Source organism: Pseudomonas sp. TWR1-1-3 (genome assembly GCF_049896805.1).
Taxonomy (GTDB): domain Bacteria; phylum Pseudomonadota; class Gammaproteobacteria; order Pseudomonadales; family Pseudomonadaceae; genus Aquipseudomonas; species Aquipseudomonas bubulae.
This window is the reverse complement of record NZ_JAFCUZ010000003.1, coordinates 484,655-498,267: the sequence shown is the minus strand read 5'-3', so window position 1 is coordinate 498,267 and position 13,613 is coordinate 484,655. Positions and strand designations below refer to the sequence as shown.

11 protein-coding genes are annotated in these 13,613 nt (G+C 56.4%); 4 read left to right on the top strand and 7 right to left on the bottom strand.

The genetic code is table 11. The features are described 5' to 3' along the window. Positions 1-45: 45 nt before the first annotated feature. The 6 genes from ACP7BE_RS15155 to rpmH form a co-directional block, all read right to left on the bottom strand. Complete coding sequence (locus ACP7BE_RS15155; protein ID WP_426106372.1) at positions 46-1,662, bottom strand: ABC-F family ATP-binding cassette domain-containing protein; 1,617 nt, start codon at positions 1,660-1,662, stop codon at positions 46-48. 269 nt (positions 1,663-1,931) lie between these two features. Then, entirely contained in the window at positions 1,932-3,299 is a 1,368-nt protein-coding gene (mnmE, locus tag ACP7BE_RS15150) for a tRNA uridine-5-carboxymethylaminomethyl(34) synthesis GTPase MnmE (protein ID WP_094999578.1), read from the bottom strand. 80 nt (positions 3,300-3,379) lie between these two features. After that, positions 3,380-5,062 carry a membrane protein insertase YidC gene (gene yidC, locus ACP7BE_RS15145; protein WP_094999579.1) on the bottom strand — a complete coding sequence of 561 codons (1,683 nt, stop codon included), beginning with the start codon at positions 5,060-5,062 and terminating at the stop codon, positions 3,380-3,382. A 13-nt stretch (positions 5,063-5,075) separates the two neighbouring features. Further along, positions 5,076-5,309 carry a membrane protein insertion efficiency factor YidD gene (gene yidD / locus ACP7BE_RS15140; RefSeq protein ID WP_019828647.1) on the bottom strand — a complete coding sequence of 78 codons (234 nt, stop codon included), beginning with the start codon at positions 5,307-5,309 and terminating at the stop codon, positions 5,076-5,078. Then, positions 5,302-5,703: a ribonuclease P protein component gene (rnpA, locus tag ACP7BE_RS15135; RefSeq protein ID WP_019828646.1), complete on the bottom strand. Its 402-nt coding sequence runs from the start codon at positions 5,701-5,703 to the stop codon at positions 5,302-5,304. Before rnpA ends, yidD begins: the two co-directional genes overlap by 8 nt. 16 nt (positions 5,704-5,719) lie before the next feature. Then, entirely contained in the window at positions 5,720-5,854 is a 135-nt protein-coding gene (gene rpmH, locus ACP7BE_RS15130; protein ID WP_003213577.1) for a 50S ribosomal protein L34, read from the bottom strand. Positions 5,855-6,417: 563 nt separating this feature from the next. On the opposite strand from rpmH, the gene dnaA reads away from it, so the two are divergent. From dnaA to gyrB, 4 genes are read left to right on the top strand one after another with little or no spacing between them, the layout of a single operon-like run. Next, positions 6,418-7,917 (top strand): chromosomal replication initiator protein DnaA, encoded by a 1,500-nt coding sequence (gene dnaA / locus ACP7BE_RS15125; RefSeq protein ID WP_095031564.1) that lies wholly within the window; start codon positions 6,418-6,420, stop codon positions 7,915-7,917. Positions 7,918-7,955: 38 nt separating this feature from the next. Then, on the top strand, positions 7,956-9,059 hold the full coding sequence (gene dnaN / locus ACP7BE_RS15120; RefSeq protein WP_016782864.1) for a DNA polymerase III subunit beta: 1,104 nt from the start codon (positions 7,956-7,958) through the stop codon (positions 9,057-9,059). 21 nt (positions 9,060-9,080) lie between these two features. After that, the gene (gene recF / locus ACP7BE_RS15115; protein WP_094999581.1) at positions 9,081-10,184 is read left to right on the top strand and encodes a DNA replication/repair protein RecF; all 1,104 of its coding nucleotides are present in this window, start codon (positions 9,081-9,083) and stop codon (positions 10,182-10,184) included. Positions 10,185-10,189: 5 nt separating this feature from the next. Beyond that, the gene (gyrB, locus tag ACP7BE_RS15110; RefSeq protein WP_016782862.1) at positions 10,190-12,607 is read left to right on the top strand and encodes a DNA topoisomerase (ATP-hydrolyzing) subunit B; all 2,418 of its coding nucleotides are present in this window, start codon (positions 10,190-10,192) and stop codon (positions 12,605-12,607) included. A gap of 71 nt (positions 12,608-12,678) precedes the next feature. Here gyrB and ACP7BE_RS15105 read toward each other — a convergent pair whose 3' ends face one another. Continuing rightward, positions 12,679-13,566: a LysR family transcriptional regulator gene (locus tag ACP7BE_RS15105; RefSeq protein ID WP_094999582.1), complete on the bottom strand. Its 888-nt coding sequence runs from the start codon at positions 13,564-13,566 to the stop codon at positions 12,679-12,681. Between the last annotated feature and the right edge of the window lie 47 nt (positions 13,567-13,613).

Sequence of the window (13,613 nt, the reverse complement as noted above, 5' to 3'; positions counted from 1 at the left end):
CGTTCGGTCAATGATTAATGTGATAAACGGTAGCCAACAGCCCCGTTAGACGGGGCAAAGCAGCCAGCCTGTGGGTGAGGCCATGAGCCTGTGGGTAATTCCGATTGCGGCCAGAAACACATCATCGTGTGAGGTAACGATCAGAGTGCCCGGGTAATGCTTGAGCATGCTTTCCAGGGCTTGAACGGAAGGCAGATCCAGGTGATTGGCCGGTTCATCGAGCAGTAACAGCTGTGGTGGGGATTGTGTATAAAACACGCAGGCCATCGCCGCTTTCAAGCGTTCACCGCCACTGAGCCGATGGGATGGCAGGTTGATACGATCGGCATTGAGGCCCAATTGCGCCAGCCGGGTACGTAATTCTCCTTCACTCAGTTGCCGGTTAAGTGACTGCAACTGCTCAAGAACTGACCGAGCCGGTTCCAAAACGCCCAGGTGCTGGTCGAGGTAAGTGCTGGTGACCAGGGTCCTGGCCTGACCGGAAACAACCGTTAGTTGCCCGGCCAATACCTTGAGCAAGGTCGACTTGCCGCAGCCGTTCGGGCCGGTCAAGGCAATGCGCTGGCCTCGCGTAACGGCAAGATTGATCCTGCGCAGTTGTTGCGCCCCATAAGGCAGGCGGGCCTCTATCAACTCGGCAATTTGAGCCGGCGAGCCAGAGCAAGGCTGCGGGGCAGAGATAAAGATGGCCTGCTGCTCTTCTACCTGATTCGCAGCCTGACGGACCTGCACAGATAATTGCTCGCGAGCCGCATCCTGCTGTACCCGCAACTTACCGCTGCTGGCCTGGCTGCGCTCCTTTTGCCGGCCCAGCAAAATCTTCGCCTGATTGGCGTCAGCGGCCTGTTTCCGGCCACGGGATTGTTTGCGCTCAAGACTTTCTCTTTGCTCACGCAGGGTCTGTTCCTGACGCGTGCGCTCCAGCCGGTATGCCGCCAGCTGTTGTTGCGCCGCTTGCAGTTGCCCGGTTTTTGCCTGTGCATAAAACGAGTAACCGCCGCCGTAACTGGTGAGGCCCTGTGGTGACAGCTCAACGATGCGCTCCATATTTTCCAGCAAGGCGCGATCATGGCTGATAACAAGTAATCCTTCTGGCCACTGCTGCAACTGTTCATGCAGGGCAAGTCGAAGCTGGTGATCCAAATGATTGGTGGGCTCATCCAGGATCAACAGATCGGCTTTCGACAAAAAGGCGCCCAGCAGAGCCACGCGCATGGCTTCGCCACCGCTGAGTGCTGATGCAGGAGTCGAAAGGGTCAGGTGTGCAAGCTTGTTGCGGCTTAGCTGATCGAGCAGTTGCTGGCGGATATTCCAGCGTTCGCCCACACAGTCAAAGTCCGCTTGGGCGCTGCTGCCCCGCTCTATTCGCTCAAGGGCGCTAATGACTGGTTGCACGCCAGCAAGCTCGGCAAGGGTGTGATTGGGGTCATGGCTGACGTGCTGCGTCAGGTAATACACCGTGCCATGACGGATGCAGTGGCCGGTTGAGGGCAAGATATCCCCTGCCATGATGCGCGCCAATATGCTCTTGCCCACACCATTGCGCCCTACCAGGCCGGTGCGGCGCTGGTCGAGATGCAGATCAATATCTGAAAACAGGGAACTGCCATCGGGCAGATGATAAGAAACGCCTTGCAGCGTTACAGAGGTAACGTGAGCCATACGCACTCCAGAGATGCACAGATCTACCCCCTGTTGCAGGGGAATCAAGAACTGGCCGCAAGCATCGCGGCGGCATCAATGGCGCATCGGACTAATACCTCGTGTGAATGTGGATAACTGTAGCAGCTGCCGTAGGAACGAGGCTGCGTTCGGCGACGTAGTCGTCGTAAATCCTGAGCTCCGGTTTTAAATGGCACACCACAGTATCTGATTTTACGACGGCTGTGCCGCCGAACGCAGCCTGGTTCCTACGGCAGCTGCTACGAGGGTTATTTACCGATACAGAAGCTGGAGAAGATCCGCCCCAGCAGGTCATCCGAACTGAATGCCCCGGTAATTTCGCCAAGGGAATGCTGTGCCTGGCGCAAATCCTCGGCCAATAGCTCTCCTGCACCCGCCAGGGTCAGTTGTGCCCTGCCATGCTCAAGTGCCTTGCTGGCGTGCTGCAATGCCTCCAGATGGCGGCGGCGTGCGCTGAAGCTGCTCTCCGAGGTCTGCTCATAGCCCATGCATGCCTTGAGGTGTTCCCGCAGCAGGTCCAGGCCTTCTGTAGATCTGGCACTCAGGCTGATGGTGACATGGCCATCTTCACTGACTTCAAGGGCTACATTTTCACCGCTTAGATCCGCCTTGTTGCGGATCAAGGTCACCTTCGCCGGATCCGGGCGTTGTTCAAGAAACTCTGGCCACAGGGCAAACGGGTCATCAGCTTCCGGTGCCGTGGCATCAACCACCAGCAATACCCTATCAGCTTCACCAATGGCCTTGAGTGCGCGCTGCACGCCAATTTTCTCAACCTGGTCATCGGTGTCGCGCAGACCTGCGGTGTCGACAACGTGCAATGGCATGCCATCGATGTGGATATGTTCGCGTAACACATCACGGGTAGTACCCGCGATTTCGGTCACGATCGCCGCTTCACGCCCGGCCAGGGCATTGAGCAGGCTCGATTTTCCAGCATTGGGCCGCCCGGCAATCACCACGGTCATGCCGTCGCGCAGCAAAGCACCCTGGCCGGCTTCGCGCTGTACGGTGGATAACTCTTCACGAACCTTGTCGAGCATACCGAGCACATGGCCATCGGCGAGGAAGTCGATTTCTTCTTCCGGGAAATCAATCGCTGCTTCGACATAGATACGCAAACCGATCAATTGCTCGGTCAAGTTATGCACACGTTGAGAGAAAGCACCCTGCAAGGAACGTAATGCGTTACGCGCAGCCTGTGCAGAACTTGCCTCGATCAGGTCGGCAATCGCCTCGGCCTGGGCCAGGTCGAGCTTGTCATTCAAAAAGGCCCGCTCGCTGAACTCCCCCGGACGGGCCAAACGGCAGCCCAACTGGATGCAGCGCTGCAGCAGCATATCCAGAACAATCGGACCGCCGTGGCCCTGCAGTTCAAGGACATCTTCGCCGGTAAAGGAGTTGGGCCCGGGGAAGTAGAGCGCTATGCCCTCATCCAGCACTTCGCGGTTGTCGCCGTAAAAAGGGCCGTAATGGGCATAGCGCGGTTTTAGTTCGCGTTCGCTGAACGCTTTGGCCGCAACACGGGCGAGTGGGCCGGAAATACGTACGATCCCCACACCACCTCGGCCTTGGGCGGTCGCTACTGCAGCAATAGTCTCTGCCGGAACACTCATAAAACAGGCCTCAAAACAAAAGTGACGGATAGCAAAACGCCCCACTAGGGGGCGTTTTGAGTGGCGCGTATCAGAGTAAGTTACTCAGCGACTTTTTTGGTAGCCGCTTCGACTTTACGCGTGATGTACCACTGTTGAGCGATGGACAGGCAGTTGTTCACAACCCAGTACAGCACCAGACCAGCCGGGAACCACAGGAAGAAGAAGGTGAAGATGATTGGCATCAGCTTCATCACCTTGGCCTGCATCGGATCCGGCGGAGTCGGGTTCAGACGCTGCTGGATGAACATGGTTGCGCCCATGATGATCGGCAGAATGAAGAACGGGTCTTTGATCGACAGGTCGGTAATCCAGAGCATGAACGGCGCCTGGCGCATTTCAACACTTTCCAGAAGTACCCAGTACAAGGACAGGAAGACCGGCATCTGCACTAGAATCGGCAAGCAGCCGCCCAGTGGATTGATCTTCTCTTTCTTGTACAGCTCCATCATCGCTTGCGACATTTTCTGGCGGTCATCACCGAACTGCTCTTTCAGAGCGGCCAGTTTTGGTGCCACAGCGCGCATGCGGGCCATCGACTTGTAGCTGGCGGCCGACAGAGGGAAGAAGATCCCTTTGATCAGCATGGTCAGGAAGATGATCGACCAGCCCCAGTTACCGACCAGGCTGTGGATATGTTGCAGCAGCCAGAAGATAGGCTGGGCAATGAACCACAGGATGCCGTAGTCAACCGTCAGTTCCAGGCCTGGGGACAACTCTTTGAGTACACCCTGGCTTTTCGGACCGGCGTACAACGTAGCGCTGGTTTCAGCGGTTTTGCCCGGTTCAACAGTCAATGTTGGGCCAGTGAAACCGATGATGTAGTTGCCTTGGTTGTCTTTGCGGGTCTGAACGACGTTGTTATCGCCTTTCTGAGGGATCCACGCGGTCACAAAGTAGTGCTGCAACCAGGCAACCCAGCCGCCTTGTACGGTTTCTTTCAGCTGAGCCTTGTCGATATCTTTCATCGACACTTTTTTGTACGGCTCTGCACTTGTCCACAGGGCAGCGCCCAGGTAAGTCGCAGTACCGGTGGCGGTGCTGGAAGAAGGATCGGAGCTGGCATCACGCTTCAATTGCGCGAACAGGTTGCCGTTCCACGGCTTGCCGCTCTCGTTATCAATCAGATAGCTGACTTGTACATCGTACAAACCACGCTTGAGCGTGAAACGTTTGATGTAGTTGATGCCGTTTTCGCTGAATTTCAGATCAACAACCAGTTGATCCTGACCTGGGGCCAGTTCGTAGGTCTTTTTCTCGGTGCTGAAAACAGGACGACCTGACGGACGGGCGTCCGGGCCATCAACGCCTGTCAGGCCACTTTGGGCCAGATAGGTGCGTTCGTTGCCGTTATCGAACAACTGGAAAGGAACATCCGGGTGATCCTGGCGACGTGGATAAAGCGGCAGACGCAGCTGGGCAATATCACCACCCTGTGGATCAATCGCGATATCCAGAACATCCGTTTTTACGTGGATGAGGTCTTTGCTTGCAGCCACCGGGGTTTCAGTCGGTGTGCTGGTATCGGTATTGGCGCTGGGTACATCGGCACTGTTTGCAACGTTGTTACCTGAAACCGTATCGGGCAAAGCCGGTGCGGTGGTGCTGGCGGCAACATTCTGAGTCGGCAGGGCAGCTTGGCCGTAGTCCTGGTTCCATTTCAGAACCATAACGTAGGACACGACTGCGAGAGCGACGATCAGGATCGTGCGTTTAATATCCATGATTACTCGGCCATCAAGAAGAACGGGAGGTAGGGATAGGTGGAACCGGGTCGTAACCACCGGGATTCCACGGGTGACAGCGACCTAAACGACGAAAGGTCAGCCAGCCGCCGCGCAGAAGGCCATGATTTTCGATGGCTTCCAACGCGTAGCAGGAACAACTGGGGTAGAAACGGCAGTGGCTGGCCATCAAAGGACTAATGGCATAACGATAAAACTGGATCGGAACGAGTGCCAGTTTACGCATCAGGACTGCCTACCCCTACAGTTTCGGTTTTAACCGCTGGAACTGGCGTGTTACGGGCCAGACGCTTCCAGAGTTTGCCGAAATGCTGAATCAATTCGGGGTTCTCTACGTCACCCAAACCTTTGCGCGCGACGATAACGATATCCCAACCAACCAGTAAATCCTGGTGGAGACGAAACGATTCACGCATCAAACGCTTAAGGCGATTGCGCTCAACGGAGAGCTTTACGCTCTTTTTCCCGATCACTAACCCCAGGCGGGGGTGATCAAGATCGTTGCTACGCGCAAGGAGCAGGAGATTTTTCCCCGGAACCTTGCCGGTGGGGGAGTCAAAGACTGCCTTGAAATGTCGGGGAGTGAGTAACCGCTTTTCCCGACTGAAGTCCTGACTCACCACCATTGTCTGATTATCAAACTGCCAGACGTGCACGGCCTTTGGCGCGGCGACGCGACAGGACTGCACGGCCGTTTTTAGTAGCCATGCGAGCACGGAAACCGTGAGTGCGGGCGCGTTTGATAGTGCTTGGTTGGAAAGTACGTTTCATGTCGTGCTACCTGGTTCGTCCACAACGGGCCGGAATGGCCCCCGTTTTAAGAGACCGGCGATTCTAGAGAATGCAAGCCGATAGGTCAATTTCCAACCAACGTTTACTGCTAAATAGATGTTTGCCGTTTTGCACCAGTCTTGTGCCTGCCAACTATAGAAATAAAAAAACGAAGTATTTAAAGCTCTTTTAAAGAACTTACTACTCTTATAGAGCCGTTCTGCTGTGGATAACTCTATGCAGCCCTTGTAGAGCAAGGTTTTCAGAGAACAGAAAGGTTGTCCACAAGCGGTGCTTTGCCTGTGCTGCACCCTCGGAAAAGCTGTGCATGAAAGGGCTACTTATCCACAGCCGTGTTATGCACAGAGTTTTACCCCCACTTGTGCAACGAGCTCAGGCCCGCTTATCCACAGACCTTATGCACATACCATTTGTCGCTTTGTTCACAGTAAAAAGCCTGTCAACGCCTTATATGCAGGTCAGCTACATGTGGATAAGTGGGGCGGCGGTCGCTACAATGGCGCCTGTTTTTGCCTCACCGGCTTTCAACTTAGGGGATATCCGTGTCAGTGGAACTTTGGCAGCAGTGCGTGGAGCTTTTGCGCGATGAGCTGCCTGCCCAGCAATTCAACACCTGGATCCGTCCACTACAGGTCGAAGCCGAAGGCGACGAGTTGCGTGTGTATGCACCCAACCGATTCGTTCTCGACTGGGTTAACGAAAAATACCTGAGCCGTTTGCTTGAACTGTTGAATGAGCACAGCAATGGCATGGCGCCAGCGTTGTCCTTGTTAATAGGCAGCAAACGCAGCTCGGCGCCTCGTGCTGCCCCCAATGCGCCCTTGGCTGCATCGGCTTCTCAACAAGCCCCGGCGCCGAGCGCGCCTACGCCTGCAGTCTCTGCACCCGCGCCCAAGCAGTCCGAGCCCGCCAGCGAAGAGCCTTCGCGTGCCAGCTTCGACCCGATGGCAGGCGCCAGCTCGCAGCAAGCACCCGTGCGCGCCGAACAGCGCACCGTTCAGGTTGAAGGTGCCCTGAAGCACACCAGCTACCTGAACCGCACCTTTACCTTTGAAAACTTCGTCGAGGGCAAGTCCAACCAACTGGCCCGCGCTGCGGCGTGGCAAGTGGCGGATAACCCCAAGCATGGTTACAACCCGCTCTTCCTTTATGGCGGCGTAGGTCTGGGTAAAACTCACTTGATGCACGCGGTGGGTAACCACCTGTTAAAGAAGAACCCGAATGCCAAGGTCGTGTACCTGCATTCCGAGCGTTTTGTAGCTGATATGGTTAAAGCCCTGCAGCTCAATGCCATCAACGAGTTCAAGCGCTTCTACCGATCGGTCGATGCCTTGCTTATCGATGACATTCAATTCTTTGCGCGCAAGGAACGGTCCCAGGAAGAGTTCTTCCACACCTTCAACGCCCTGCTTGAAGGCGGTCAGCAAGTGATTCTGACCAGTGACCGTTACCCGAAAGAAATCGAAGGCCTCGAAGAGCGTCTGAAGTCGCGCTTTGGCTGGGGACTGACGGTTGCCGTCGAGCCGCCGGAGCTAGAGACCCGCGTAGCGATCCTGATGAAGAAGGCCGATCAGGCCAAGGTTGATCTGCCCCATGATGCAGCCTTCTTTATTGCCCAGCGCATTCGCTCCAACGTGCGTGAGCTCGAAGGCGCGCTCAAGCGCGTTATCGCTCACTCGCACTTTATGGGCCGCGACATCACCATCGAGCTGATTCGCGAGTCCCTAAAAGACTTGCTGGCGCTGCAAGACAAACTCGTCTCTGTGGATAACATCCAGCGCACCGTGGCCGAGTACTACAAGATCAAGATCTCGGACTTATTGTCCAAGCGCCGTTCGCGCTCGGTAGCGCGACCACGCCAGGTCGCCATGGCACTGTCCAAGGAACTGACCAACCACAGCCTGCCGGAAATCGGCGATGTGTTTGGCGGTCGCGATCACACCACGGTTTTGCACGCATGCCGCAAGATCAACGAACTCAAGGAATCCGACGCGGACATCCGCGAGGACTACAAGAACCTGCTGCGAACTCTGACAACCTGATGACACCAGCGCAGCTTATTAAGGCAAGGGACTAGACCATGCATTTCACCATTCAACGCGAAGCCCTGTTGAAACCCCTGCAACTGGTCGCCGGCGTAGTAGAACGCCGCCAGACCTTGCCGGTATTGTCCAACGTGCTGTTGGTTGTCGAAGGCCAGCAACTGTCGCTGACCGGTACTGACCTTGAAGTCGAGCTGGTCGGTCGGGTGCAACTTGAAGAGCCGGCCGAGCCAGGCGAAATCACCGTGCCTGCGCGCAAGCTGATGGATATCTGCAAAAGCCTGCCCAACGATGCACTGATCGACATCAAACTTGATGACAACAAACTGGTGGTCAAGGCAGGCCGTAGCCGCTTTACCCTGTCGACGTTGCCGGCCAACGATTTCCCGACGGTTGAAGAAGGTCCGGGTTCGCTGACCTGCAGCCTGCAGCAGAGCAAGTTGCGTCGTCTGATCGAGCGCACCAGCTTTGCCATGGCCCAGCAGGACGTTCGTTACTACCTCAACGGTATGCTGTTGGAAGTGTCGGCCGGGATCATCCGTGCCGTAGCTACCGACGGTCACCGTTTGGCCATGTGCTCGATGAAAGCCGATATCGGCCAACCAGACCGTCACCAGGTGATCGTACCGCGCAAGGGTATCCTCGAGCTGGCGCGCCTGCTGACCGAGCCAGACGGCGAAGTGAGCATCGTTCTGGGTGCACACCATATCCGAGCGACCACCGGCGAGTTCACCTTTACCTCCAAGCTGGTAGACGGCAAGTTCCCGGACTACGAGCGCGTTCTGCCTAAAGGCGGTGACAAGGTGGTGATCGGTGACCGTCAGGCACTGCGTGAAGCGTTCAGCCGTACCGCGATCCTGTCCAACGAAAAGTACCGCGGTATTCGCCTTCAACTGGCCAATGGCCAGCTGAAAATCCAGGCCAATAACCCGGAGCAGGAAGAAGCGGAAGAAGAAGTTGGCGTTGATTACAACGGCGGCTCCCTGGAGATCGGCTTCAATGTGAGCTACCTGCTGGACGTACTGGGCGTCATGACCACTGAACAAGTGCGTCTGATCCTGTCGGACTCCAACAGCAGCGCCCTGGTCCAGGAGTCGGACAACGACGACTCGGCCTACGTTGTCATGCCGATGCGCCTGTAACTTATGCACAGCCCACGCTAGATGTCCCTCAGTCGTGTCACAGTCACCGCGGTGCGTAACCTGCACCCGGTGACCTTCTCCCCCTCCCCCCGCATCAATATTCTGTACGGCGCCAACGGCAGCGGCAAAACCAGCGTGCTGGAAGCTATCCACCTGCTAGGGTTGGCGCGGTCGTTTCGCAGTGTGCGGCTGAACCCCGTTATCCAGCATGAGCAGCAGAGCTGTACAGTTTTTGGTCAGGTAGAACTGGCAGAAGGCGGACACAGTGCACTGGGTGTCTCGCGGGATCGTCAGGGGGAGTTCCAGATTCGTATCGACGGCCAGAATGCGCGCAGTGCTGCGCAATTGGCCGAGATACTTCCGCTGCAATTGATCAACCCGGACAGCTTCCGACTTCTTGAAGGGGCCCCAAAGATCCGCAGGCAATTTCTCGACTGGGGCGTGTTCCATGTTGAACCGCGGTTCATGTCGACCTGGCAGCGGCTACAGAAGGCCCTGCGGCAGCGGAACTCATGGCTGCGGCATGGTACACTCGACGCCGTTTCACAAGCGGCCTGGGACCGGGAACTGTGCCTGGCCAGTGCTGAAATTGATGAATACCGCCGCGCCTACATCAAAGCCTTGAAACCAGTCTTTGAGCAGACCCTGAGCGAGCTGCTGGATCTCCAGGGGTTAACGCTGAGCTATTACCGTGGTTGGGATAAAGACCGTGAGCTGAGTGCTGTACTCGCCGCGTCTGTCCACCGGGACCAGCAAATGGGGCATACCCAGGCGGGGCCACAACGTGCTGATTTGCGCCTTAAGCTGGGTGCAAATAACGCCGCAGATATTTTGTCGCGGGGGCAGCAGAAGTTGGTGGTCTGCGCGCTGCGCATCGCTCAGGGGCACTTGGTCAGCCAGGCCCGGCGAGGCCAATGTATTTATCTGGTGGATGACTTGCCGTCCGAACTGGACGAGCAGCATCGCAACGCACTGTGTCGCTTGTTGGAAGACTTACGCTGCCAGGTATTCATTACCTGTGTAGACCACGAATTATTGAGGGAAGGCTGGCAGACGGAAACGCCAGTTGCCCTGTTCCACGTGGAACAGGGCTGTATCACCCAGACCCACGACCATCGGGAGTGAAGGCATTGAGCGAAGAAAACACGTACGACTCAACGAGCATTAAAGTGCTGAAAGGCCTTGATGCCGTACGCAAACGTCCCGGTATGTACATTGGTGATACTGACGATGGCAGCGGTCTGCACCACATGGTGTTCGAAGTAGTCGACAACTCCATCGACGAAGCGCTGGCTGGCCATTGCGACGACATCACCATCACGATCCACCCGGACGAGTCCATCACCGTGCGCGATAACGGCCGCGGTATTCCGGTTGACGTGCATAAAGAAGAAGGCGTATCTGCAGCCGAGGTCATCATGACCGTGCTGCACGCCGGCGGTAAGTTCGATGACAACTCCTACAAAGTATCCGGCGGCTTGCACGGTGTAGGTGTTTCGGTGGTAAACGCCCTGTCCGAACTGCTGGTCCTGACTGTACGCCGCAGTGGCAAGATCTGGGAACAGACCTACGTCCACGGTGTTCCTCAGGCGCCTATGGCTATTGTGGGTGAAAGCGAAACCACGGGTACGCAGATCCACTTCAAGCCTTCGGCTGAAACCTTCAAGAATATCCACTTTAGCTGGGACATCCTGGCCAAGCGGATTCGTGAACTGTCCTTCCTGAACTCCGGTGTGGGTATCGTCCTCAAGGACGAGCGCAGCGGCAAGGAGGAGCTGTTCAAGTACGAAGGTGGCCTGCGTGCATTCGTTGATTACCTGAACACCAACAAGAACCCTGTGAACCAGGTGTTCCACTTCAATGTTCAGCGTGAAGACGGCATCGGCGTAGAAATCGCCCTGCAGTGGAACGACAGCTTCAACGAGAACCTGTTGTGCTTCACCAACAACATTCCACAGCGCGATGGTGGCACGCACTTGGTGGGCTTCCGCTCTGCCCTGACGCGTAACCTCAACACGTACATCGAAGCTGAAGGCCTGGCCAAGAAGCACAAGGTCGCCACCACCGGTGATGACGCCCGTGAAGGCTTGACTGCGATCATCTCGGTGAAAGTGCCGGATCCAAAGTTCAGCTCGCAGACTAAAGACAAGCTGGTGTCTTCCGAAGTGAAGACCGCTGTTGAACAGGAAATGGGCAAGTTCTTCTCCGACTTCCTGCTGGAACACCCGAACGAAGCCAAGTTGATTGTCGGCAAGATGATCGACGCAGCCCGTGCTCGTGAAGCTGCACGTAAAGCCCGTGAGATGACCCGTCGTAAAGGCGCGTTGGACATCGCGGGCTTGCCGGGCAAGCTGGCTGACTGCCAGGAAAAAGACCCTGCTCTGTCCGAACTGTACCTGGTGGAAGGTGACTCTGCTGGCGGCTCCGCCAAGCAGGGTCGCAACCGTCGTACCCAAGCCATCCTGCCGTTGAAAGGTAAAATCCTCAACGTCGAGAAAGCCCGTTTTGACAAGATGATCTCTTCGCAAGAAGTCGGCACCTTGATCACTGCGCTGGGCTGTGGCATCGGCCGCGAAGAGTACAACATCGACAAACTGCGCTATCACAACATCATCATCATGACCGATGCTGACGTTGACGGTTCGCACATCCGTACCCTGCTGCTGACCTTCTTCTTCCGTCAGTTGCCGGAGCTGATCGAGCGTGGCTACATCTACATCGCCCAGCCACCGTTGTACAAAGTGAAAAAGGGCAAGCAAGAGCAGTACATCAAAGACGACGAGGCCATGGAAGAGTACATGACCCAGTCGGCTCTTGAAGATGCCAGCCTGCACCTGAACGAAGATGCTCCTGGCATCTCCGGTGAGGCACTGGAGCGTCTGGTGTACGACTTCCGCATGGTGATGAAGACCCTCAAGCGTTTGTCGCGCCTGTACCCTCAGGAGCTGACCGAGCACTTCATCTACCTGCCGGCTGTAAGCCTTGAGCAGTTGGGTGACCACGCTGCCATGCAGGACTGGATGGCCAAGTTTGAAGAGCGTCTGCGTCTGGTCGAGAAATCGGGCCTGGTCTACAAAGCCAGCCTGCGTGAAGACCGTGAGCGTAATGTCTGGTTGCCAGAGGTCGAACTGATCTCCCACGGCCACTCGACGTTCATCACCTTCAACCGCGACTTCTTCGGCAGCAACGATTACAAAACCGTTGTGACCCTGGGCGCTCAACTGAGCACCCTGCTGGATGAAGGTGCCTATATCCAGCGTGGCGAACGTCGCAAGCAAGTGACCGAGTTCAAGGAAGCACTGGACTGGTTGATGGCTGAAAGCACCAAGCGTCACACCATCCAGCGCTACAAAGGTCTGGGTGAAATGAACCCGGATCAGCTCTGGGAAACCACGATGGACCCAAGCGTGCGTCGCATGCTGAAAGTCACCATCGAAGACGCGATCGGCGCCGATCAGATCTTCAACACCTTGATGGGCGATGCTGTAGAACCACGTCGTGAATTCATCGAGAGCAACGCACTGGCAGTGTCCAACCTGGATTTCTGATCCTGTTTTGACCCGCAGTACCCAAAAAGGCCAACGCTCAGCGTTGGCCTTTTTTAATGGCTAAAAAATGACTATGGCGCCAACAGCACCGCCCTCTCCTCGCGGCACAACTCCAGTAAAAAATCCCACACCACCCTCAACCTTACGGATTTGTGCAGTTCACGGCGGGTGCTGATCCAGTAACTGCGTTGCACAGACTCGCCCGGCAATACACGCACCAGGTCGGGGTCGTCAGCGGCCATGTAGTTGGGCAATACGGCGATACCCAGGCCGGCGCGAGCGGCTTGTTGCTGGGCAATGACGCTGGTGCTGCGAAAGGTCACGGTCGGGGTGCGGCAGAAGGTATTGAGGAACAGCAGCTCCTGACTGAACAACAGGTCGTCGACGTAGCCGATCCAGTAGTGGTTGGCCAGATCGTCGCGGCTGTTCAGAGGCGGCGCCTTGTCCAGATAAAGGCGGCTGGCATAGAGCGCGAGCCGGTAGTCAGTGAGTTTGCGAGTTATCAACAGGTCGGCGTTGGGACGGTCCAGATGAATACTGATTTCTGCTTCGCGGTTGAGGATGCTGACGAAGCGCGGTACTGCGACCAGTTCCACCTCCAGACCTGGATAACGCTCAAACAAACCCCGCAGTCGCGAGGTGATAAACATGATGCCAATGCCCTCGGTGACACCCAGACGGATTTTGCCCAAGGGGGTGAGGGACTGGTTGATTTCTTCCTGGGCCAGCAGTGCGACGTTTTCCATCGCTTCGGCATGTTTGAGCAAGGCTTGCCCGGCCGGGGTCAGTTCGTACCCCTGGGCATATTGCACAAATAAAGCCGCGCCCAAGTGTTGCTCGATGCTCTCAATATGCCGGGCAACGGTGCTATGGGTGGTGTTCAGGCGCTTGGCGGCGGTGAGTAAACGTCCGCTGCGCTGCAACTCCAGGAAGTACCGCATGTCATTCCAGTCGAACATGATCAACCCCCAGAGCGCTACATCAGATGTGGCTTACGGATGACTGT